The organism is Pseudomonas sp. KCJK9058, assembly GCF_046230975.1.
In the GTDB taxonomy this organism is placed as follows: Bacteria; Pseudomonadota; Gammaproteobacteria; order Pseudomonadales; family Pseudomonadaceae; genus Aquipseudomonas; species Aquipseudomonas alloputida.
Genome location: NZ_JBJJLR010000017.1, coordinates 16954 through 39579 on the forward strand (window position 1 = coordinate 16954; position 22626 = coordinate 39579).

The following is a 22626-nucleotide window of genomic DNA, read 5'->3' on the forward strand; positions in this document are numbered from 1 at the left end:
GCGGGCTACGATTCCGTTGGTGCCTGCCAGAACGGCGGCCACATTACGCATCCCGTAAACTGTTACCGCCACGCCGAATTGTTACTTCCCTCTACCCGCCTTGATCGCTTTCAAGCACCAAAACGGAGCTGATGCGTATTTTTGCGCACCAAAAAAGATCACGCTTCTTCCTGGCCCTTCACCTGTATCACGATGAACGGCGAAACCACCACCGCCCAGATCTCTGGGTCGCGGCTTTGCAGGTCCAATGCCTGCTCGGCCGATACCGGCCCAACAGTGCCATCACTACGCCACTTGGCGAAGATCTCGCTGCGATTCTCGGCCATCGCCTCAGCAACCGCGATCAGGTCAAGGCAGGGGTCGACCCAAATCAGGTCACCCTTGGCCCAAAAACGCTCCAGCGCTTTCCACTCGATGATTGCCGTCTCGCCAAGCAATTTGGCATAGAGGGTGCTTGTTTGATCAGTCATGGGTGGTATCCGCAAAAAATCGGTCAATAAAAAAGGCCGGCATTTTTGCAGAAAAACCCGGTTTCAAATATGTAATTTGGTCGATTGACCCCGAAGTTGTGGGGCGGGATCGCAGATGCAGGCAGTTTGATGGCGCCTTTCTGTATCTTTCTGTCGATCAAGCGACAACGCAGGAAAGACGCACTTTTCGACCGCTTTTCAAGCGCTCGAACAGCGCTCTACACTGTACCGGTACAGTTCCGGGACATGTTCCGGGGGAAGGTGGGCTAGCGCGTTGGCATGGCCACGCCGCAAATCCCGCCCGGTCTGTAGCCCTGGCCGCCAGGACTATAAGAATTACAACAGAATGAGTGGAGCACTATGATCAAGATTTCCAAGCTGTTCGCCGCAATGGTACTGGCCGGGGTAGCCAGCCATTCGTTTGCCGCCGATACCATCAAGATCGGCATCGCCGGTCCCAAGACGGGTCCTGTGACCCAGTACGGCGACATGCAGTTCATCGGCGCCAAGCAAGCCATCAAGGATATCAACGCCGCGGGCGGCGTGGATGGCAAGATGCTCGAAGCCAAGGAATACGACGACGCCTGCGACCCTAAACAGGCCGTGGCAGTCGCCAACAAAGTGGTCAACGACGGCGTCAAGTTCGTGGTCGGCCACCTGTGCTCCAGCTCCACCCAGCCTGCGTCCGACATCTACGAAGACGAAGGCGTGATCATGATCACCCCGGCCGCCACTTCGCCGGAAATCACCGCCCGTGGCTACAAGCTGATCTTCCGCACCATCGGCCTGGACAGCGCCCAGGGCCCGGCCGCCGGCAACTACATCGCCGACCACGTCAAGCCGAAGGTCGTTGCCGTTCTGCACGACAAGCAGCAGTACGGTGAAGGCATCGCCACCGCCGTCAAGCAAACCCTTGAGAAGAAAGGCACCAAGGTTGCCGTCTTTGAAGGCCTGAATGCCGGTGACAAGGACTTCTCCTCGATCATCCAGAAGCTCAAGCAGAACAACGTCGACTTCGTCTACTACGGCGGCTATCACCCAGAGCTGGGCCTGATCCTGCGCCAGGCTCAAGAGAAGGGCCTGAAAGCCAAGTTCATGGGTCCGGAAGGCGTGGGTAACGACTCCATTTCGCAGATCGCCCAGAACGCCTCCGAAGGCCTGCTGGTCACCCTGCCGAAATCGTTCGACGCAGACCCTGAGAACAAGGCCATCGTCGACGCCATCAAGGCTGACGGCAAGGACCCGAGCGGCCCGTTCGTGTTCCCGGCCTACTCGGCTGTGGAGCTGATCGCCAAAGGTATCGAAGCGGCCAAGTCCGAAGACACCGACAAGGTGGCAGCCGCCATCCACGCCGGTTCCTTCAAGACCCCGACCGGCACCCTGTCGTACGACGAGAAAGGCGACCTGAAAGACTTCAAGTTCGTGGTCTACGAATGGCACTTCGGCAAGCCGAAGACTGAAGTCTCCCCTCAGTAACTGCGTGACTAAATAGCTGACCGTAAAAGCCCACTGTGCGAGCAGTGGGCTTTGTTTTACGAGGTTCATGGGCCTGATCCCCGCGATCCGGGGGCGGGCCCACCTGAAAATCTTAAAACCGTCACCCGCGGTTTCCTGGCCTTACCCCCGCCAGCGAAATGCAAATCAGGTTTTTAGGAGCGCTGTAATGCCTGAGATCTACCATTTCTTCCAACAACTGGTTAATGGATTGACCATCGGCAGCACCTATGCCTTGATCGCCATCGGCTACACGATGGTGTACGGCATCATTGGCATGATCAACTTCGCCCACGGCGAGGTGTACATGATCGGTTCCTACGTGGCCTTCATCGCCCTGGCGGGCCTGGCCATGATGGGTATCCATTCGCTGCCGATCCTGATGACCGTCGCCTTCGTCGCGACGATCTTCGTCACCAGTGCCTATGGCTACAGCATCGAACGGGTTGCCTACCGCCCCCTGCGCAACAGCAACCGTCTGATCCCGCTGATTTCCGCCATCGGCATGTCGATTTTCCTGCAGAACACGGTCTTGCTTTCGCAGGACTCCAAGGACAAGTCCATCCCCAACCTGATCCCCGGGAGCTTCTCCTTCGGGCCAGGCGGTGCTGAAGAAGTACTGATCAGCTACATGCAAATCCTGGTGTTCGTTGTCACCCTGGTGGCCATGACCCTGCTCACCCTGTTCATCTCTCGTTCCCGCCTGGGCCGCGCCTGCCGCGCCTGTGCCGAGGACATCAAGATGGCCAACCTGCTGGGCATCAACACCAACAACATCATCGCCCTCACCTTCGTCATCGGTGCCGCCCTGGCTGCCGTGGCGGCCGTGCTGCTGAGCATGCAGTACGGGGTGATCAACCCCAACGCCGGTTTCCTGGTGGGCCTGAAGGCTTTCACCGCGGCAGTACTGGGTGGCATCGGCAGCATCCCGGGCGCCATGCTCGGCGGGCTGGTGCTGGGCGTGGCCGAAGCGTTCGGTGCCGATATCTTCGGCGACCAGTACAAGGACGTGGTGGCATTCGGCTTGTTGGTTCTTGTCCTGCTATTCCGGCCGACCGGCATCCTGGGCCGCCCGGAGGTTGAAAAAGTATGAACAGAAATCTCAAACAGGCGTTCTTCAGCGCCTTGCTGGTCTGGGCCGTGGCCTTCCCGGTACTGGGCCTGAAACTGAGCATCGACGGCATCAGCCTGGTCGTGCACAGTCAGGGCTCGTTCACCATCAGCATCATCGCCGTGTGTTCGGTGCTGATGTTCCTGCGCGTGCTGTTCGACAAGCAGTGGAGTTCGGTGATGGGCCGCCGATCGGATCGCAAGCTGATCCCCCCGGCAGTCAGCAACTACCTCACCCTGCCCAAGACCCAGCGCTACGTCATCATCGGGTTGATCGTGATGGCACTGGTATGGCCGTTCTTCGGCTCTCGCGGTGCGGTCGACATCGCCACGCTGATCCTGATCTACGTGTTGCTGGGCCTGGGCCTGAACATCGTGGTCGGCCTGGCGGGCCTGCTCGACCTCGGCTACGTAGGCTTCTATGCCGTCGGTGCCTACAGCTACGCCATGCTCTCGCATTACCTGGGCTGGAGCTTCTGGGTGTGCCTGCCGATTGCCGGCTTGATGGCTGCCACCTTCGGCTTCCTGCTCGGCTTCCCGGTGCTGCGCCTGCGTGGTGACTATTTGGCGATCGTGACCCTCGGTTTCGGTGAGATCATCCGCCTGTTCCTGCGTAACCTCACCGATTGGACCGGCGGCCCCAACGGCATCAGCAACATCCCTAAGCCGGAGTTCTTCGGCCTGACCTTCGAACGCCGTGCGGCCGAGGGCATGCAGACCTTCCACGAGTTCTTCGGGCTGCAATACAACTCGATCAACAAGGTCATCTTCCTGTACCTGGTGGCCCTGCTGCTGGCCCTGCTGGCGTTGTTCGTGATCAACCGCCTGCTGCGCATGCCGATCGGCCGCGCCTGGGAAGCCCTGCGTGAAGACGAGATCGCCTGCCGTGCACTGGGCCTTAACCCGACCGTGATCAAGCTCTCGGCATTCACCCTGGGTGCCTGCTTCGCCGGTTTCGCCGGCAGCTTCTTCGCCGCGCGCCAAGGCCTGGTGACGCCGGAGTCGTTCACCTTCATCGAGTCGGCGATCATCCTCGCCATCGTCGTGCTGGGTGGCATGGGCTCACAACTGGGCGTGATTCTCGCGGCCATCGTGATGATCCTGCTGCCTGAGCTGATGCGTGAGTTCAGCGAATACCGCATGCTGATGTTCGGTGCGCTGATGGTGTTGATGATGATCTGGCGTCCGCAAGGCCTGCTGCCTATGCAACGTCCACACATGGAGCTGCGTCGATGAGCCGCGAAATTCTGCAAGTCAGCGGCCTGAGCATGCGCTTCGGCGGCTTGTTGGCGGTCAACGGCGTGGCCCTGACCGTCAAGGAAAAACAGGTGGTGGCGTTGATCGGCCCGAACGGCGCCGGCAAGACCACCGTGTTCAACTGCCTGACCGGCTTCTACAAGCCCAGCGGCGGTACCATCCTGCTCGATGGCCAGCCGATTCAGGGCCTGGCCGGCCACCAGATCGCCCGCAAGGGCGTGGTGCGGACCTTCCAGAACGTGCGGCTGTTCAAGGAAATGACCGCACTGGAAAACCTGCTGATCGCCCAGCACCGCCACCTCAACACCAACTTCTTCGCCGGCCTGTTCAAGACCCCGAGCTTCCGCCGCAGCGAGAAGGAGGCCATGGAGCGCGCGCAGTACTGGCTGGAGAAGGTCAACCTGACCGAGTTCGCCAACCGTACGGCCGGCACCCTCGCCTACGGGCAGCAACGCCGCCTCGAAATTGCCCGCTGCATGATGACCCAGCCACGCATCATCATGCTCGATGAACCGGCAGCCGGCCTGAACCCGAAGGAAACCGAAGACCTCAAGGCTCTGATCGCCTACCTGCGTGAGTCGCACAACGTCACCGTGCTGCTGATCGAGCACGACATGAAGCTGGTGATGAGCATTTCCGACCATATCGTGGTGATCAACCAGGGTACCCCCCTGGCCCATGGCACGCCGGAGGAGATCCGCGACAACCCTGACGTGATCAAAGCCTACCTGGGGGAAGCGTAAATGCTGAAGTTCGAAAACGTTTCCACTTTCTACGGCAAGATCCAGGCGCTGCACAGCGTCAACGTGGAGATCAACCAGGGCGAGATCGTCACCCTGATCGGCGCCAACGGTGCCGGCAAGTCGACCTTGCTGATGACCCTGTGCGGCTCGCCGCAGGCGCACAGCGGCAGCATCAAGTACCTGGGTGAAGAGCTGGTCGGCCAGCCCTCCTCGCACATCATGCGCAAAAGCATCGCGGTAGTGCCGGAAGGCCGTCGCGTGTTCGCGCGCCTGACGGTCGAGGAAAACCTGGCCATGGGCGGTTTCTTCACCGACAAGGGCGACTATCAGGAGCAACTGGACAAGGTCCTGCAACTGTTCCCGCGCCTGAAAGAGCGTTACATCCAGCGCGGCGGCACCATGTCCGGTGGCGAGCAGCAGATGCTGGCCATCGGCCGGGCGCTGATGAGCAAGCCCAAGCTGCTGCTGCTCGACGAGCCTTCGCTGGGCCTGGCGCCGATCATCATCCAGCAGATCTTCGACATCATCGAACAGCTGCGCCGCGATGGCGTGACGGTGTTCCTGGTGGAGCAGAACGCCAACCAGGCGCTGAAGATCGCTGACCGGGCGTATGTGCTGGAGAACGGTCGGGTGGTGATGCAGGGCACCGGTGAGGCACTGCTGACCGACCCGAAGGTGCGCGATGCCTACCTGGGGGGTTGAATGAAAAAGGGCCTTCGGGCCCTTTTTTCTGCCCGCAGGACGTGTATCGTGGCCAGCTCTTTGGCAAAGATTCCCCGGAGCCCGCCCCATGCGCCTCACCCCTACCCTGCTGCTCAGTGCCCTGCTGCCGCTGTTCGCTGGCTGCCAGCTACTGGCCGAGCAGCCCCGTGACCCGAACATCGGCACCACACGCATGCAGGGCGAACTGAGCGCCAACGGCGGCCGCCTGTTGTTCAAGCCCTGCAGCGAACCACGCCGCTTCGTGATCAACGACGTCGCCGGCACCGGCATCCTGCAGGAGTCCGCCAACCTGGCCAAGGACGCCAATGCCAAGTTGTTCGCCGACGTGCGCGGTCGCCTCACGGGCGCCAAGCAGGCCGACAACGACGGCCAGCTGGAAGTCAGCCGCCTGTACCGCCTGGAACCCTCCACCCGCGCTTGCGACGACCCCAACTTCAAGCAGCTGACCCTGCGCGCCAATGGCCATGAACCGGACTGGGACATCAAGGCCAGCGGCAAGGGCATGGTGCTCAACCGCATCGGCAAAGACCCGCTGCCACTGCCATTTCTCGAAGAAGAAGTGCCCGGCGGCGGCCTGACCCTGACCAGCGAAGCCAACGGCCAGCACGTGGAACTGTGGGTCGCCCCGCAACGCTGCGTCGACAACGCCACCGGCGCCATCCACCACCTGCGCGCCGAACTGCGCATCGACGGCCAGACCCTGCGCGGCTGCGGTTACTACGGTGGTGCGCGCGACAACTGATCGCCGGGCGCTTTTATCCTGCCAGTCAGGGCGTCTAACAGCTTATACTTGGCGGTTTGTGTAAAGCCGCCGGCCGCCCATGGCCGGGATACTGGACCCTGCCATGCTACGAATCACCGAACTGAAGCTGCCCCTGGACCATCCCGACGAAGCGTTGCGCGAAGCCATCGTCCAGCGCCTGGGCATCCGCGACGAGCAACTGCTCAGCTTCAACCTGTTCAAGCGCAGCTACGATGCGCGCAAGAAGAACAGCGAACTGCTGTTCATCTACACCATCGACCTGGAAGCCAGCAACGAAGCCGAGCTGCTCAGCAAGTTCGCCGATGATCGCAACATCGGCCCAGCCCCAGACGTCACCTACAAGTTTGTCGGCCAGGCCCCGGCAGGCCTGCAGGAGCGCCCGATCGTGGTCGGTTTCGGCCCGTGCGGCATCTTTGCCGGCCTGTTGCTGGCACAAATGGGCTTCAAGCCGATCATCCTCGAACGCGGCAAGGAAGTGCGCCAGCGCACCAAGGACACCTGGGGCCTGTGGCGTAAAAGCGTGCTCAACCCTGAGTCCAACGTGCAGTTCGGTGAAGGCGGCGCCGGTACCTTCTCGGACGGCAAGCTTTACAGCCAGATCAAGGACCCGCAACACCACGGCCGCAAAGTGCTGGAAGAATTCGTCAAGGCCGGTGCGCCAGACGAAATCCTGTACATCAACAAGCCGCACATCGGCACCTTCCGCCTCACCGGCATGGTCGAACAGATGCGCCAGGACATGATCGCCCTGGGGGCCGAAGTGCGCTTCCAGGAGAAGGTCACCGACCTGTTGATCGAAGATGGCCAACTGACCGGTGTAGTGCTTGAAAGCGGCGAGCAGTTGCACTCTCGCCATGTGGTATTGGCGCTGGGCCACAGCGCCCGCGACACCTTCCGCATGCTGCACGCCAAAGGTGTCTACATGGAAGCCAAGCCGTTCTCGGTGGGCTTCCGTATCGAGCACCCGCAAACGCTGATCGACAAGGCACGTCTGGGCAAGTATGCCGGCCACCCGAAACTGGGTGCCGCCGACTACAAGCTGGTTTACCACGCCAAGAATGGCCGCTCGGTATACAGCTTCTGCATGTGTCCGGGTGGCACCGTGGTCGCGGCCACCAGCGAGCCTGGGCGGGTCGTCACCAACGGCATGAGCCAGTATTCGCGTAACGAGCGCAACGCCAACTCCGGCATCGTCGTCGGCATCGACCCCGAGCGCGACTACCCGGGTGGCCCGTTGGCCGGTATCGAACTGCAGGAGCGCCTGGAGGCGCACGCCTATGTAATGGGCGGCAGCAACTACCAGGCCCCGGCGCAGCTGGTGGGTGATTTTGTCGCCGGCCGGCCCTCGACCGCACTGGGCAGTGTCGAGCCGTCCTACAAGCCGGGCGTGACCTTGGGTGACTTGGCGCCGAGCCTGCCGGACTTCGCCATCGAGGCGATTCGGGAGGCACTGCCGGCGTTCGACCGGCAGATCAAGGGCTATAACCTGCATGATGCGGTGTTGACCGGGATCGAGACGCGTACCTCGTCGCCACTGCGGATTACCCGCGGTGAGGATTACCAGAGCCTGAACCTCAAAGGGCTGTTCCCGGCGGGTGAAGGGGCCGGGTACGCGGGCGGGATCCTGTCAGCCGGTGTGGATGGCATTCGCATCGCAGAGGCGGTGGCGCGGGATATGCTCGGCCTCTGACTCTTTATCGACTGACAGGGCCTCTTCGCGGGTAAACCCGCTCCTACACGGAACAATGGTCCCCTGTAGGAGCGGGTTTACCCGCGAAAGGGCCCGGTCCGGCATCAGTCTATTCCAGCACCTACTCCAGCTATTCCAGCACCTACTCCAGACTTCCCCCATCCTTCCCCAAATCCATCTAGGCTTGCCCCAGGCCTGTCAGCAACAACATATAACAAAAACGAATATGTCTTTTGTTTGAAAGCATATCTCTACAGGCTAGGGTGTACGCCCGTACCCTTCGTAAACTGCTCATGGAGGGCCTACAGCCCGTGCGTAGCCTGTTTACCCGTTTCTTCCAGCTCGAAGCTGCCAGCGGGCTGCTGCTGATCGCCGCCGCCGTTCTGGCCCTGATCATCAACAACTCGCCACTGTCCTACCTGTACGGCGGCTTGCTCGACGTACCCGTCGCCGTCCAGGTCGGCGCGCTGAACATCGCCAAGCCATTGCTACTGTGGATCAACGACGGCCTGATGGCCCTGTTCTTCCTGCTCATCGGCCTGGAGGTCAAACGCGAGGTGGTCGACGGTCACCTGTCCAAGCCCTCACAAGTGATTCTGCCTGCCACCGCAGCCGTGGGCGGCATGGTGGTGCCAGCGCTGATCTACTGGTTCATCAACCGTGACAACCCTGCAGCCGTGGCAGGCTGGGCGATCCCTACCGCCACCGACATCGCCTTCGCCCTCGGCGTCCTGGCCCTGCTCGGCAAGCGCGTACCGGTGTCACTGAAGTTGTTCCTGATGACTCTGGCGATCATCGACGACCTGGGTGCGATCATTGTCATCGCCCTGTTCTACTCCGGCACCCTGTCGAGTGTGTCACTGCTGCTGGCTGCGGCCTGTCTGGTGGTACTGGTGGCGATGAACCGGCTTGGCGTCGTCAAGCTCGGGCCCTACATGATCGTTGGCCTGATCCTGTGGGTCTGCGTGCTCAAAAGTGGCGTGCACGCCACTCTGGCCGGTGTCGCCCTGGCCCTGTGCATCCCGCTGCGTACACGCAATGCTGAATCGTCACCTCTTTTGGCGCTGGAACACGCCCTGCACCCTTGGGTGGCCTATGCCATCCTGCCCATTTTCGCCTTCGCCAATGCCGGCGTTTCGCTGGCAGGCATGACCGTAGACAGCTTCATCCACCCCGTGCCGATGGGCATCACGGTCGGCCTGTTGCTGGGCAAGACCGTGGGGGTTTTCGGCCTGACCTGGGTGGCGGTCAAGCTGCGCCTGGCCGCGCTGCCTGCGGGTGCGGGTTGGGGGCAAATTCTGGGGGTGGCGATACTCTGCGGCATTGGCTTCACCATGAGCCTGTTCGTAGGCTCGCTCGCCTTCGCCCCGGGTAGCAGTGAGTATGCCGGCATGGACCGCATGGGTATTCTTACTGGTTCGTTCTTTGCCGCGGTGATCGGCTACGCCGTCACCGCAATGGCCAGCCGCAAAACCAGCGTTGCCTGACTTGGCTGAAGCATGAAAAAACCCCGACTGGCAGCAGCCATGTCGGGGTTTTGTTTTACTGCGCTACGGTCAGTGCGAAACGCGGCTGGTACCGTCAACTGTCATGATGCGCACGCGCTCGCCAACGCGGAAGACTTCGTTCTCCTGCACGGCCTGCACATAGGCGCGCATGCTGCCATCATCTTCACGAACGGTGATTTCGACACCTTGGGTACGGGTCAGGCCTTCTTCTGCTGCGGAACCCGCCAAGCCACCGGCCACGGCACCGATCACGGCAGCCACGATGCTGCCACGGCCACCGCCCACGGCGCTGCCGGCTACGCCACCCACAATGGCACCGGCACCGCCGCCAATCGGGGTCTTGGTGCCCTCGATCTTGACCGGGCGCAGGGATTCGATGGTACCCATACGCACGGTTTGCACGCGGCGGGCTTCGTCACGAGAGTAGCTGTCACCGGTCAAGCTCGAGGCACAGCCCCCCAGCAGCAGCGACATGGTGGTAAAGGTCGCCACCAGCAAAGCGGATTTACGCATGGGTAAAGTCTCCATAAGTCAGGTGCTCATTAGACGCTGCACATTGACGGCTGTCACGGTACAAACGTAATAAAATTGTTTTCATTCAGCCGGGGTACAGCCTGCCGGGCTGTGTCGAAGGCCTTTCAAGTGAGACCAAGAATAGCCATGGATTACTTCATCGTCGTGGTCACCACCGTTACGGGACTGTATTTCCACTGGTGGTTGTATGTGCGCATGCGCCGCTGGATGGACCGCGACCTGGCGTTGTCGCTGGCAGGGGCCGATCCTGAAAAACGCGCGTTCATGCTGGAAAGGTTGGCGCAGGCGCGCCAGGAGAAGGTGGGGCGTAAGCAACTGGCGGGGTGGTTGGAGCGCGAGGCGGCAGGTTATCCGGGGTAGCTTGATCAATGGCTGGGGCCGCTTGGCGGCCCCAGTTGCTCAGGGCGCCAGCCGCTCTCGCAGCCACTGCCCATCCACCAGCCGATAGTTCAAACGATCATGCAGGCGGCTTGCCCGCCCCTGCCAGAACTCGATGCGCTCGGGCAACAAACGGTATCCCCCCCAATGCTCAGGGCAGTGCGGCTGGGTGTCGGAGAAACGCGCTTCGGTGGCCTTAACCAGGCCCTCCAGCTCTTCACGCCCGGCAATCACGCGGCTCTGTGGCGAAGCCCAAGCCCCTAGGCGACTGCCCAGCGGGCGTACCTGGTAGTAGGCATCCGACTCCTGCGCCGTGACCTTCTGCACCCGGCCCTCAATGCGCACCTGACGCTCCAGGGCCGGCCAGAAGAAGGTCATTGCCGCAAAGGGGTTGGCTTGCAGTTGCTGGCCCTTGGCGCTGTCATAGTTGGTGAAGAAGGTGAAACCCTGCTCGTCGAGCCCCTTCAACAGCAAAACACGGCAATGCGGGCGACCTTCGCCGTCCACCGTGGCCAAGGTCATGGCGTTGGCTTCTACCGGTACCTGCTCGGTTTTCACCGCATCGGCGAACCACTGGTGGAACAGGGCGAACGGCTCCCCTGGTGCCTGGGCTTCGGCCAGGCCATCACGGGTGTAGTCGCGGCGCATATCGGCCAGGGATTGGGTCATTACTGCGGTTCCTTGACGATCAGTTGGTCTTCGCAGGGCTGTTGGCAGCTACTTTCTTGTCAACGGCAGCTTTCTTGGCGGCAGGCTTGGCCGGCGCAGCTTTTTTCTTGGCTGCAGTCTTCGCAGGCGTTTTGGCCTTGGCTACAGGTTTCTTCGCCGCAGCCTTGACGGCCGGTTTGCTGCCAGCGGCCTTGGCGGCGGGTGCCTTGGCATCCTGCACCGCCACCATCGAGGCCGGGACGGGTGCCGGGGCGGCCTGCTGGTATTTGGCCAGCAGCGCGACCATGGTGTTTTGCGGGGTCAGCAACATTTCCACGCGGCGGTTCAGGGCGCGCCCCTCGGCGCTGTCGTTGGCAGCGCGCGGCATCACCGAACCCATGCCCTTGAGGGTCAGGCGGTCACGCTGCAGGCCGCTGAGGCGGAAGATGGCCGATACCGAAGCGGCGCGCTCCAGGCTGAGCTTCTGGTTGGCAACGGCGGCACCGCTGCTGTCGGCATGGCCCAGTACCAGTACGGCAGTCTTGGGGTCGCCTTCGACTGTCTTGGCGACGCGGGTGATCGGGCCCAGGGACATGGGCAGCAACATGTTCGGGCGATCGGGATTGTACGAGCTGTCCACCGGCAGGGTTACCGCCAGCACATTGTCACGACGCTCCAGCTCCAGCTTGCTGTCCTTGATCGCTTCGCGCAGCTTGGGCTCGTATTCGTCCAGCCAGGCCTGAGTGGCCTTCTGATCGATCTTTGGCACCACCGGCCCCTTGGCTTGCTTGTCGTCACCGCCAAACGGCCACCACCAGCGGCTGGAGCTTTCGGATTTGGCATCGGCTTTGGCCACGTTTTCAGTGACGGCTGACTTCACTTCCTGCTCGGCAACCTTGTCCGAACCGAAAGGCCACCAGCTGGAGCCACCTTCCTTGGAGCCGTCCGGGGAGTGACTGGCGCAGCCGGTAACGGCGGTCAGGCACAGGGCGAGTGCTAAGGTTTTATGTGAAGACATCAGCGATACACCATGAAATAGAAAGATATTTTGCCTACGAACTTCAGGCGTTGGCATTGAGGATAGTCAAAGGGGTGTGGCAATACCCGCATTACCCGATCAAAGGCAACTGGCAAGGACGCGTACCAGTTTCTGGGCGCGTGGGTCCATCAGCACGTAAGGGCCGAGGGTATTGACCACAAAACCGAAGGCCACATCGTACTCCGGGTCGGCAAAACCGACCGAACCACCGGCACCGGGGTGGCCAAAGGCGCGGGCGCCGAGACCAAAGGTGGCATTGGCCACATCGGGCTGGTCGAGCATGCAGCCCAGGCCGAAACGGGTCTGGGTGAGCAAGGTACGGTCCTGGCCAAGGCTATGCTCGCGGGTCAGCTCATCGAGCAGTTCGGACTCAAGCAGGCTGCCGTCCAGCAGCCCGGCATAGAACCCCGCCAGGCTGCGTGCGTTGCCATGGCCATTGGCCGCTGGCTGCTGCATGCGCCGCCATTCCGGTTTGTTGGTGCTGGTCAGTATCGCGGGCGGATTGGTAAAGGCACGGGTCGACAGTGCCTCAGGCTCGCGCATGGTCACCTGCAGCAAGCGTTGCGCTGCACTGTCTCCAGCATTGCCCTTGCCACGGGCGATATGCGCCACGCGGTGGAACTCTTCGTCGGCCAGGCCAACATGGAAATCCAGCCCCAATGGGCGGGCGGTGCGGGCCACGATCGAGTCGCCAGGGCCAGGGCCGTCGGCACGGCGAATCAGCTCGCCGATCAGCCAGCCATAGGTGATGGCGGCATAGCCGTGTTCTGTGCCTGGCGTCCACCACGGTGTCTCGGCTGCCAGGGCATCGACCATGAACTGCCAGTCATACAAGGCTTCAGCCGGCAACAGCTTGCGTATGGCCGGTAAGCCGGCACGGTGGCTGAGTAGCTGACGCAAGGTGATCGACTGCTTGCCTGCCTGGGCAAACTCGGGCCAGTAGTTGGCAACCGGGGAATCGAGGGCCAGCTTGCCCTCGCCGACCAGCTGCAGGGCGGTAACAGCCGCGAAGGTCTTGGTGCAGGAGAACAGGTTGGCGATGGTATCGCTGTGCCAGGCCTGCTGGCCGTCCTTGTCGGCACTGCCAGCCCACAGGTCAACGACGGTTTCGCCACCCACCTGGATGCACAGCGCGGCGCCACGCTCCTGGGGATCATCGAACAGCGCGGCAAACGCTTCGCGCACAGCTTCGAACTTCAGCTCATAGTGACCCTGGATCTGCACCCGCTGCTCTCCGTACGACCATTATCCAAAAAGGTGTGCATTGTTTCAGTAGTTGGGTGTTTTGCAAACAGGCTTGGGCCAAGTGGTCGCGACACAAGGCCGCTCTCACCTGGGTTGACTGCATCTGCCTGATCTCAAGGGGCCGGTTTTTCCAGCTCGGCACGCAGTTGGTTCATGGTTTGCAGATTGCTTTTACGCACGGCATCGACAAACCCTGGATAGGGCATATCGGTAATCGCCACCAGCCCAAGGTGGCCGTTCTCACCATCGAGCAGGCGACCGCTGGCCGGTTGGTCGAGGTACTGGAACCAGTGCGCACCAACGATCATCGGCTGCGCCAGGGCCGCCTTGAGGAAGTTTGCGTAGGCCGGGCCGCGATCCTCTTCCCGCGCCAGCTCCAATGGCCCCGGCCAGAACGGCCCGCGATCACGCGAGCCGAACTGGAACTCGGACACCAGCACCGGCTTGTCCAGCTCCGCCAGGCGGGCAAAGTCGTAGCCGTCCTGCGGCTTGAGGGTATAGAAGTTGAAGCTCAGAACATCGCAGAACTCGGCGCAGGCCTTGACCGCCTCCGGTGTGCTGACCGCATAGCGGCCACCCAGGAGCATGTGATTGGGCGCATGCCACTTCAACGAATCGGAAATGGTCTTGAAGTAGGTCTCGGCAAATACCCGCTGGAAGTGCTGGTAGTCCCGTTCGATTTCCGGATGCTCCGGGTCAGGCAACGGCGCCTCGAAGCCAGGATCTTCCATGAGTTCCCAGGCGGTCAGTTCGATGCCCCAGGCCTTGGACAACCCTTCCTGGTTGCGATACTTGTCGCGCAACTGCTTGAGGAATGCGCGTTTGGCTGGCACGTCGGTGGTCAGACGCAAGGTGCCGTAGGCCAGGCCATAGCGGCTCTTGGGGTCGCTTCCAGGGGCTGCCCAGGCCAGTTCGTTATCTGCGAAGTAACCGATGAGCCAAGGGTCGTCACGGTGATCACGCGCGGCGATGGCCACGGCACGTTCGGTGGCCATGGCAAAGCGCGGGTCGAACGGGTCGGGCATGCGGCCCCACCAGTCCATGCCAGTGCTGATGCTGGCGTAGTCGCCTACGATCGACAGCGGCAAGGTATACGGCATGCGTCTGGCTTGACCAAGCGCCGGCTCGCTCCAGTTGCCAACGGTGTTGAACCCCCAGGCCTGAAGGCGATCAAGCGCATGCGCCTGCCAGCGGTCGGCATCCAGTACTGGCGGCGCGCAGCTGGCTGGCTGGCCCTCCACTGCGGGCGGGCAGGGTTTGCCATAGGTACGCTGCAGGTTGGCGGCGTAGAAGTCGAACCAGCGCCCCTGCTTGAAATTGCGCCCTTGCGACGAGGCATTGCCATCGTCGTTGTTGCTTTCGCCATAGAACGCCGCCAATGCATCGCCCTCAGCGGGCAAGGCCTTGAACATGCCTTCGCGCCCGGCGACATACGTACGCCCGCCGTCTGCCGCCACGGCGTTCACCCCCAGGGAATAGAACGGGTGCCCATCCGGCGTTACCAGGTACCAGCGGCCATCACGCTTTTCGGTACGAAAGAAGCCCTTGGCTGCAAAGGCCGGCCCGCCCACCAGGCCCCCGTAAGCGTCCAATTGCTGCTTGCCACGCTCTGCCAACCAGCCCTTGAGCTGTTGCTGTTCACGGGTATCGGCCGCCTTGAGCTGCTCGTCACTGGATACCTTCTCGGGCCAGTTACCGCGAGTCGACTGGCCATAAGCATCAATCAGTTCGTGGTAGGCCGCCCTGTACGCCTGGTCGTCATCCTGGATACCGACACGCTCGATCAGCAGGCTCTGCGCCACCTTGGGGCTGGGGATGGTCAGGCTGACCGAGGTCACCTGCTTGAGGTCGATTGCACCGGCACTGCTGGTCAAAAGGAGGCGCTGACCACCATGGTTCCAGGGCATCGGCGGGCCGGCGCGCATGCCCTGGTCCAACGGCGAACTGGCCGTCAGGGGCACCAGCACGGTTTGCGCGGGCCCCGCGGGCAGGTCGATACGGCTGGTCAAGGTGCGGCCATCGCTGCCTTGCACGGTGACATCCACGGTCAATGCCCAATCCATGGCACTTTGCAGGCGCAAGGTCAGGAACTGCCCAGCGGACCAGTCCCACACCCCACTCTGCGGGCTCAGGCGTAGGGTCGGCTGCTGGGCCGGGTTGAACACCACACGCCGCAACACCTCGCCCTCGGCCGTTTGTTCCGCGTTGTATTGCGGCATGCCGGCATCCACCGTCGCCACATTGACCACCGAAGCCGGGCGCACGAAGCTGAACAGCGTCTGCTGCCCGGCCAGCAAGGGCGAACTGCACAATAAGGCGAATACGGCGGGCAGGGTGCGGCGGATCATAAGGCTGGGGCTCTCCTTCAGGACCCTGACGGGCCCAAGACGAGTGATAGACAATGCGCCGGCGCAAGTGCTCCGGCGGTCAGGAAATTTCCCGCCGGAACGGCGGCAGCGCATTGAGAATAGCCTTGCCGTAGCGCTGCGTGACCAAGCGCCGGTCAAGCAAGGTGATAACGCCGCGATCCTGCTCGGTACGCAGAAGGCGGCCGCAGGCCTGGATCAGCTTCAACGAGGCGTCAGGCACGGCAATTTCCATGAACGGGTTGCCGCCACGTGCCTCGATCCACTCGGCCAGCGCAGCTTCGACCGGGTCGTCGGGCACAGCAAAGGGAATTTTGGCGATGACCACGTGCTCGCAATACGCACCCGGCAGGTCGACACCTTCGGCAAAGCTGGCCAGGCCAAACAGCACGCTGTGCTGGCCATCGTCGACCCGCGCCTTGTGCTTGTTCAGGGTTTCCTGCTTTGAAAGGTTACCCTGGATGAGCACCAGCTTGCGCCAGTCACGGTCCAGACCGTCAAACACATCCTGCATCTGCTTGCGTGACGAGAACAACACCAGCGCGCCACGGGCATCCTCGACGATGTTCGGCAGCTCGCGGATGATCGCCGCGGTGTGCGCTGCTGCATCGCGTGGGTCGGCCTGCAGGTCGGGGACCCGCAACAGGCCGGCATCGCCATGCACGAACGGGCTGGGCACCACGCAGGTGACTGCGTCGCGCGGCAACCCCGAGCGCATGCGGAAACGGTCGAACTTGCCCAGCGCGGTCAATGTCGCCGAGGTCACCAGCGCGCCGTGGGCCACGCTCCACAGGCTACGCCGCAGCATATCGGCGGCGAGGATGGGGCTGGCGTTGACTTCGATGTCGAACAGCGCGCCACTTTCGGCCAAGGTCAGCCAGCGCGCCATGGGCGGGCTGTCTTCCGGGTCTTCGGCGGTGAAGGCCGTCCACAGCTCCCAGTTACCCTGGGCACGGGTGACCAGGCTGCCGAACAGCGGATACCACTCTTCGGCCTGGTGGCTGGCGATGCCGATATTGACCTCGCCGTCCATGCCTTCCTTGAGCAGGTCAGCCAGGCGGGTGAACAGATCGTTGAGGCGGGCAAAGCCCTTTTTCAGTTCGATGCCCACTTCACGAATCTGCTCCGGCACCACCCCACCCTCGAAACGGTAACGCGGGCGCTCACGGCCTTCGGTGTCCTCGCTGGGACGGAAGTCAGCCACCTGTTCACAAAGGGTGAACATGAACTGCTGCTGGGTGCGTACTTCTCGCGCCAGCTCCGGCACCTGCTCGATGTACTTGCCCAGGTCGCCGGGCAGCGGATGCTGGGCCAGCAATTTGGTCAGGTTCTTGGCGGTCTGTTCCAGCCAGTCGGCGGTGGAACGCAGCCGCGAATAATGGGCGAAATGGCCGATGGCCTTGTCTGGCAGATGATGGCCTTCGTCGAACACGTACATGGTATCGCGTGGGTCGGGCAACACTGCACCGCCACCCAGGGCCAGGTCGGCCAGGACCATGTCGTGGTTGGTGACGATCACATCGACCTTGCCCATGCCTTCGCGGGCCTTGTAGAACACGCACTGCTGGAAGTTGGGGCAGTGGCGGCCGGTGCACTGGCTGTGGTCGGTGGTCAGCCGTGCCCAGTCCTGGTCTTCCAGGGCCTCTGGCCAGCTGTCACGGTCACCGTCCCAGCGGTTGCCGGCAAGCTTCTCGATCATGCTATTGAACAGCTTCTGGCTGCGCTCGTCGACTTCGATGCGGAAGCCTTCTTCCTCGAACAACTGAGCCGTGGCTGACTGGGCGTGGCCTTCCTGCAACAGGATATCGAGCTTGGACAGGCACAGATAGCGGCCACGGCCCTTGGCCAGGGCGAAACTGAAGTTGAGGCCGCTGCTGCGCATCAGGTCGGGCAGGTCCTTGAAGACGATCTGTTCCTGCAGGGCCACGGTGGCCGTGGCGATCACCAGGCGTTTGCCGGCGGCCTTGGCAGCCGGGATGGCCGCCAGGCTGTAGGCTACCGTCTTGCCGGTACCGGTGCCCGCTTCCACGGCCACCACGGCAGGCTCGCCAGCGCGGCGGCCTTCATCGTCGCAGGCAATGTCGCCAAGCACTTTGGCCACTTCGGCGATCATCAGGCGCTGCCCATAGCGCGGCTTGAGGCTCTTGGCTTCGAGAAAACGCGAATAGGCGCCCTGGATAGTGGCTTTGAGTTCGTTGCTGATCATGGTCTGCAGGCGCCCGGAGGGCTGGATATATTTTCAGTGTTTCGCATGGGGCGGCTATCATACCCCGCTATTGCCCTTTCTGCCGCATGGAGATCCGAATGCTCGCCTTTGCCCTGCCCTACACCCTGCATGTTCTGGCCGCACTCGTATGGGTCGGCGGCATGTTCTTCGCCTGGCTGGTGCTGCGCCCGGCAACGGTTGCAGCCCTTGAAGGGCCTGCCCGCCTGCGCTTGTGGGTGGAAGTTTTCCGACGCTTCTTCGGCTGGGTCTGGCTGGCGGTGGCGATTTTGGCGATAAGTGGTATCGGCATGTTGCACATGCGCTTCAGCGGTTTCGAGACGGCGCCCCGGTACGTGCACGTGATGATCGGTGGCGGGATCGCCATGTTTGCCTTGTTCATGCGCATTCAGGCGTTGCTGCTGCCGGAATTGAAGGCAGCGGTGCAGGCCGAGGACTGGCCGACGGGTGCGGCGGTACTGGGGCGCATTCGGCGGATGGTGGGGATCAATCTGCTGCTGGGGCTGGCAGTGGTTGCGGTGGCCAGTTCGCGACTGGTCATCTGACAGGCGCTGCGTGCAACCTGCAGCGAAGCCGGTGCCACGGTGCATGGCGCCGGCGTTGCCGGTGTTCGTGGGCAAGCCCGCTTCGGCAAGGGATCGCAGTGAGCATCAGAGGCGCTGCAAGATCAGTTCACCCGCGGCGCCTCCCGCGGACGGGGAATGGACATGACATGGAAGATACCCGTCAGCAGGATTTGCAAACGGTCAAACCAGCGGTGACTGCGCCCGCGCAGGCTGCGATTGAAAAACAGCACTTCAAGCAGGTGCAGGCCAAACAAGACGATGCCTGCGGCATTGATCAGCAGATTGAAGGGCAAGGGTTGTGGCATCAGCTGATTGAACAGCACCACTCCCCAGAAAGCGACCGTCAGGACCTTGCCCAGGCCCAGGATGAACTTCATACCACGCCCCTATAGAGAGTTGTCATGTCGAGGTGGCCTGATCGAGCAAACCGTGCGAACAACATTAACGGCAAGGCCAAGACAGGCGCCAGCACCACTCAGTTGAGGTGCAACTCCACCCGTCGGTTGCGCGCGCGGCCCTCCTCGGTTTCGTTGTCGGTAACCGGCTCGCTTTCCCCACGGCCCTGGCTGGTGACCTTGCCCATCTCCAGGCCCTGGCCGATCAGGTACTCGGCAACGCTGCTGGCGCGGCGTTCGGAAAGTGCCTGGTTGTAGCTGTCGGAGCCCACACCGTCGGTGTGCCCGATCACACGGACCTTGGTCACTGTCGGTGAATTGAGTTTCGCCACCAGGCCTTGCAGGCGTTGCTGGGCCGCCGGCGTCAGTTCGGCGGAGTCGAAGGCGAACATCACCGCGCCGTTGTCATCGAGGGTGATCACCTCTGGCGAGGGTTCGGGTGCACTGGCAGGTGGCGCGGCCGGGTACTGCTTCAGTGGGCAACCCATGTGGTCGACCGCCGTGTTGGCAGGGGTCTCGGGGCAGTGATCGCGCCGGTCGAAAATGCCGTCACCATCTTCGTCACCGTCCTGGGCGTAACAAATCAGCCCGCCGGCGATGGCACCCAAGGCGCCGCCACCGGCAGCCCAGGAAGAACTCTCGATGGCACCAAGGCCACCACCGACCAAGCCGCCCAGCAGGCTACAGATGGGCCAGGTCCTTTGATTGAGGGGCGCGCTGCCATCGCTGTGCGTAGCGCAGCCCGCGAGCAGGCTGGCAGCCACCAACAGCGGCAATGCCGCCTTCGACGTCACACTCATGCTGAATGCTCCTGTGTCATTGGCCACAAACGGCTGGCCGGCATGAAGACGCGCCCGTGCCACTGCTCGAGGCACGGGCGCCCGCCGTCTTACCGCTGGATCTTGATCTCGGTACGACGGTTCATGGCACGCCCTTCGGCCGTGGCGTTGTCTGCCACCGGCTGGGTTTCACCCGCGCCGACCACCGAAACGAAGCTGCTGCGCGGTACACCGCTCTCGACCAGGTAGTCGGTCACCGAATGGGCACGTCGCTCGGACAGTTTCTGGTTGTAGCTGTCGGAACCGACGCTGTCGGTATGGCCGCTGACGCTAAGGCGGGCAGAGGGCGCTTCCTGTTTCAGGCGCGTGGCAATGGTATTGAGGCGCTCTTTGTCACTGGCCGTCAGGCGCGCAGAATCGAACTCGAAGTGCACATCGCGGATGACAATGACTTCTTCCTTCTGCACCACCACTTCTTCGACCACCGCAACCGGCTCAGGCGGGCATCCGTTGGCATCGACCTGCACACCACGCGGGGTGCCAGGGCACTTGTCACGGCTGTCGGGCACGCCGTCGCCATCCTCGTCGCCATCGCCATGGGCCCAGCAATAGCCCGCCGCCAGGCCACCGCCCAGCAACGCACCCCAGCCAGCCCAGCTGGAACTTTCGATGGCGCCCAGGGCGGCGCCGCCTACACCCCCGACGGCGGCACATTTCGGCCAGTCGGTTTTTTGCAAACCTGCACAACCAGTCAACACACTGGTGAGCAGTACCAGGGGTATCGCTGTGCGTACTATGCTCATTTCATTGCTTCTCCTAGGGGGAATCGGCATAAGGCCGATCTCTGGGAGTAAAGACCGCGCATTCCAACCCTGCCAGCAATAAGCTACGACACGGTCACATGCCCCTTTGCCCGCACGCCGCAGCCCGCTAGTCTTGGATGACTTGAACGAGGAATGGCAATGACCGAAGGTTTCTCCAAACGCACCCCGCAACAGGCCCTGGCAGCCCTGCTCGAGCGCTTCATTCCACAACGGCTGCTGCTGGTGGGTACGCGCTTTCCAGCGCTGGACGCCTTCGCCCAGGCGCACCCCCAGGTGACCATCGACACCGCCGCCCCTGGCCCGCTGCCGGCTGAACTGGCCGCCAAGCGCTTTGACCTGGCGGTACTAGTGGACTGCCTGGAGCACTTGCCCAAGCGCACCGGCCTGGAGCTGCTCGGCGGCATTCGCAACCTCAATGCCAGCCGGGTTGCAGTGCTGGCCGACCTGGCTGCCTGCGGCTGGCAGGACACCGACTTTTTCGCCCTGGCCATGTCGGCCAGCGAGAAATTCTGCCGTGAGCAACAGGTTTTGAGCCTGTTCACCTATGATCTACATGACTATAAGCAGGTCCCGGACTGGCTCAATGCCAGGTTCTGGGCCAACCCTGAAAACTTCGGCAAGTACTGGTGGTGATGATGAGTGTCTCGGTCTGCCCTTGTGGCAGTGGCAACCTGCTTGACGCCTGCTGCGGGCATTACCATGCCGGTACCCCGGCACCGGATGCCCAGGCCCTGATGCGCTCACGCTACAGTGCCTACGTGCTGGGCCTGGTCGACTACCTGGTAGCCACCACCCTACCGGCCCAGCAAGCCGGCCTGGACCGTGCTGCCATGGCCGACTGGAGTGCACAGAGCACCTGGCTGGGCCTGGAGGTGGAAAGCGCAGAAGTGCTGGGCGGCCAACCCGAGCACAGCTTCGTCACCTTCACCGCACGCTGGCACGACCAAGACGGCGATCATCAGCACCGCGAACGCTCGGCGTTCGTCCAGCATGCCGGCCGCTGGTACTTCATCGACCCAACGGTCGGGTTGAAGGCCGGGCGCAACGACCCCTGCCCCTGCGCCAGCGGGCACAAATTCAAGAAATGCTGCGCCAGCTACGTAGGGAACTGAACATGATCAAGCGCACCCGTCTGCTACTGCTCGGTGCGCTACTGGCATGGCTGACGGGCTGTGCCAGTTGGGGTGAGGACTGGCGCGAACCCGAAGTGCATCTGGTCGAGGTCGAAACGGTCAAGGCCAGGTTGCTGGAACAGGAGTTCGTGTTGCATCTGCGGGTCGACAACCCCAATGACAGCCGCCTGTTCATTCGTAACGTGTCGTATGCAATACGCCTCAATGACCTGCTACTGGTGCAGGATGAAGCCAGCATATGGCGCAGCGTGGGCGGGCACGCAGGGCGCACTTTCAAGATCACCGCACGAACCAACCTGTGGCAGCACCTGAAGCCACTGGCCAAGCTGCTCAGAAGCAAGCAGCCGCTGCATTACACCCTGCAGGGCGAACTGGCGACCGGATTGCTCATCCATCAGGACCTGCACATCTCGCGCAGTGGTGAGATAATCCCCGGCGATCACATACCGGAGTAACCCTGCAATGTCCCAACAACCCCACGTTCATGGCCCTGACTGCAACCATGACCATGATCACCACCACGACCACGGCCATGTACACGGCCCGCACTGCAACCACGGCCACCAGGAGCCGGTGCGCAACGCCCTGAAGGACGTTGGCCGTAACGACCCGTGCCCGTGCGGTAGCGAAAAGAAGTACAAGAAGTGCCACGGCGCCTGATCGACTGACGCGATTCAACATCTGAGCGATTGCGCGATCACTGTGGGAGCGGACACGCCCGCGAACACGGGCGAAGC

Annotated in this window: 24 protein-coding genes; 14 read left to right on the forward strand and 10 right to left on the reverse strand. The window is 62.3% G+C overall.

Going from position 1 to position 22626, the window contains the following annotated elements; genetic code table 11:
• Positions 1-158: 158 nt before the first annotated feature.
• A complete protein-coding gene (locus ACK59Z_RS11800; RefSeq protein ID WP_004576203.1) occupies positions 159-470 on the reverse strand; it encodes a DUF2288 domain-containing protein in 312 nt (103 codons plus the stop codon).
• 360 nt (positions 471-830) lie between these two features.
• Between ACK59Z_RS11800 and ACK59Z_RS11805 the strand changes: the two genes are divergently transcribed.
• From ACK59Z_RS11805 to nhaA, 8 genes are all read left to right on the forward strand, one after another.
• Complete coding sequence (locus ACK59Z_RS11805) at positions 831-1946, forward strand: branched-chain amino acid ABC transporter substrate-binding protein (RefSeq protein WP_019750618.1); 1116 nt, start codon at positions 831-833, stop codon at positions 1944-1946.
• Between the two features lie 187 nt (positions 1947-2133).
• Positions 2134-3057 carry a high-affinity branched-chain amino acid ABC transporter permease LivH gene (gene livH, locus ACK59Z_RS11810; protein WP_008097482.1) on the forward strand — a complete coding sequence of 308 codons (924 nt, stop codon included), beginning with the start codon at positions 2134-2136 and terminating at the stop codon, positions 3055-3057.
• Positions 3054-4310 (forward strand): high-affinity branched-chain amino acid ABC transporter permease LivM, encoded by a 1257-nt coding sequence (locus ACK59Z_RS11815; RefSeq protein ID WP_003254877.1) that lies wholly within the window; start codon positions 3054-3056, stop codon positions 4308-4310. The genes livH and ACK59Z_RS11815 overlap by 4 nt, the downstream gene beginning before the upstream one ends.
• Positions 4307-5074, forward strand: coding sequence for a high-affinity branched-chain amino acid ABC transporter ATP-binding protein LivG (gene livG, locus ACK59Z_RS11820; RefSeq protein WP_003254878.1), 768 nt, complete (start codon positions 4307-4309; stop codon positions 5072-5074). The genes ACK59Z_RS11815 and livG overlap by 4 nt, the downstream gene beginning before the upstream one ends.
• The gene (locus tag ACK59Z_RS11825) at positions 5075-5776 is read left to right on the forward strand and encodes an ABC transporter ATP-binding protein (protein WP_003254879.1); all 702 of its coding nucleotides are present in this window, start codon (positions 5075-5077) and stop codon (positions 5774-5776) included. It begins immediately after the preceding gene.
• Between the two features lie 88 nt (positions 5777-5864).
• Positions 5865-6539, forward strand: a complete 675-nt coding sequence (locus ACK59Z_RS11830) for a COG3650 family protein (protein ID WP_108191748.1) — start codon at positions 5865-5867, stop codon at positions 6537-6539.
• A gap of 103 nt (positions 6540-6642) precedes the next feature.
• Positions 6643-8250: an NAD(P)/FAD-dependent oxidoreductase gene (locus ACK59Z_RS11835; protein ID WP_019750617.1), complete on the forward strand. Its 1608-nt coding sequence runs from the start codon at positions 6643-6645 to the stop codon at positions 8248-8250.
• A 293-nt stretch (positions 8251-8543) separates the two neighbouring features.
• Entirely contained in the window at positions 8544-9737 is a 1194-nt protein-coding gene (gene nhaA, locus ACK59Z_RS11840) for a Na+/H+ antiporter NhaA (RefSeq protein WP_029380530.1), read from the forward strand.
• 69 nt (positions 9738-9806) lie between these two features.
• Here nhaA and ACK59Z_RS11845 read toward each other — a convergent pair whose 3' ends face one another.
• Positions 9807-10271: a glycine zipper 2TM domain-containing protein gene (locus ACK59Z_RS11845; RefSeq protein ID WP_003254883.1), complete on the reverse strand. Its 465-nt coding sequence runs from the start codon at positions 10269-10271 to the stop codon at positions 9807-9809.
• Positions 10272-10418: 147 nt separating this feature from the next.
• Between ACK59Z_RS11845 and ACK59Z_RS11850 the strand changes: the two genes are divergently transcribed.
• Positions 10419-10652, forward strand: a complete 234-nt coding sequence (locus tag ACK59Z_RS11850) for a hypothetical protein (RefSeq protein ID WP_003254884.1) — start codon at positions 10419-10421, stop codon at positions 10650-10652.
• A gap of 39 nt (positions 10653-10691) precedes the next feature.
• Here ACK59Z_RS11850 and pdxH read toward each other — a convergent pair whose 3' ends face one another.
• From pdxH to dinG, 5 genes are all read right to left on the reverse strand, one after another.
• Positions 10692-11339, reverse strand: coding sequence for a pyridoxamine 5'-phosphate oxidase (pdxH, locus tag ACK59Z_RS11855; protein ID WP_003254885.1), 648 nt, complete (start codon positions 11337-11339; stop codon positions 10692-10694).
• A 19-nt stretch (positions 11340-11358) separates the two neighbouring features.
• Positions 11359-12336 carry an OmpA family protein gene (locus ACK59Z_RS11860; protein ID WP_003254886.1) on the reverse strand — a complete coding sequence of 326 codons (978 nt, stop codon included), beginning with the start codon at positions 12334-12336 and terminating at the stop codon, positions 11359-11361.
• Between the two features lie 99 nt (positions 12337-12435).
• Complete coding sequence (locus tag ACK59Z_RS11865; RefSeq protein WP_108191749.1) at positions 12436-13581, reverse strand: serine hydrolase domain-containing protein; 1146 nt, start codon at positions 13579-13581, stop codon at positions 12436-12438.
• A gap of 134 nt (positions 13582-13715) precedes the next feature.
• On the reverse strand, positions 13716-15950 hold the full coding sequence (locus ACK59Z_RS11870) for a beta-galactosidase (RefSeq protein WP_108191750.1): 2235 nt from the start codon (positions 15948-15950) through the stop codon (positions 13716-13718).
• A 79-nt stretch (positions 15951-16029) separates the two neighbouring features.
• Positions 16030-18174, reverse strand: coding sequence for an ATP-dependent DNA helicase DinG (gene dinG / locus ACK59Z_RS11875; RefSeq protein ID WP_003254889.1), 2145 nt, complete (start codon positions 18172-18174; stop codon positions 16030-16032).
• Between the two features lie 98 nt (positions 18175-18272).
• Between dinG and ACK59Z_RS11880 the strand changes: the two genes are divergently transcribed.
• Entirely contained in the window at positions 18273-18737 is a 465-nt protein-coding gene (locus ACK59Z_RS11880) for a CopD family protein (RefSeq protein ID WP_003254890.1), read from the forward strand.
• Positions 18738-18859: 122 nt separating this feature from the next.
• Here the strand turns inward: ACK59Z_RS11880 and ACK59Z_RS11885 are convergent, their stop codons facing one another.
• The 3 genes from ACK59Z_RS11885 to ACK59Z_RS11895 all read right to left on the reverse strand — a co-directional run bounded on the left by ACK59Z_RS11885 (position 18860) and on the right by ACK59Z_RS11895 (position 20735).
• A complete protein-coding gene (locus tag ACK59Z_RS11885; protein ID WP_003254892.1) occupies positions 18860-19135 on the reverse strand; it encodes a DUF1145 domain-containing protein in 276 nt (91 codons plus the stop codon).
• A 98-nt stretch (positions 19136-19233) separates the two neighbouring features.
• The gene (locus ACK59Z_RS11890; protein ID WP_003254893.1) at positions 19234-19953 is read right to left on the reverse strand and encodes an OmpA family protein; all 720 of its coding nucleotides are present in this window, start codon (positions 19951-19953) and stop codon (positions 19234-19236) included.
• An 89-nt stretch (positions 19954-20042) separates the two neighbouring features.
• On the reverse strand, positions 20043-20735 hold the full coding sequence (locus ACK59Z_RS11895; RefSeq protein ID WP_003254894.1) for an OmpA family protein: 693 nt from the start codon (positions 20733-20735) through the stop codon (positions 20043-20045).
• 159 nt (positions 20736-20894) lie between these two features.
• On the opposite strand from ACK59Z_RS11895, the gene ACK59Z_RS11900 reads away from it, so the two are divergent.
• The 4 genes from ACK59Z_RS11900 to ACK59Z_RS11915 are packed head-to-tail and all read left to right on the forward strand — an operon-like array spanning position 20895 to position 22549.
• Positions 20895-21389: a DUF6231 family protein gene (locus tag ACK59Z_RS11900; protein ID WP_108191751.1), complete on the forward strand. Its 495-nt coding sequence runs from the start codon at positions 20895-20897 to the stop codon at positions 21387-21389.
• A gap of 2 nt (positions 21390-21391) precedes the next feature.
• Positions 21392-21868: a YchJ family protein gene (locus ACK59Z_RS11905; RefSeq protein WP_003254897.1), complete on the forward strand. Its 477-nt coding sequence runs from the start codon at positions 21392-21394 to the stop codon at positions 21866-21868.
• Positions 21869-21870: 2 nt separating this feature from the next.
• Positions 21871-22344 (forward strand): LEA type 2 family protein, encoded by a 474-nt coding sequence (locus ACK59Z_RS11910; protein WP_003254899.1) that lies wholly within the window; start codon positions 21871-21873, stop codon positions 22342-22344.
• A 7-nt stretch (positions 22345-22351) separates the two neighbouring features.
• Positions 22352-22549 (forward strand): SEC-C metal-binding domain-containing protein, encoded by a 198-nt coding sequence (locus ACK59Z_RS11915; protein WP_003254900.1) that lies wholly within the window; start codon positions 22352-22354, stop codon positions 22547-22549.
• Positions 22550-22626 lie beyond the last annotated feature (77 nt).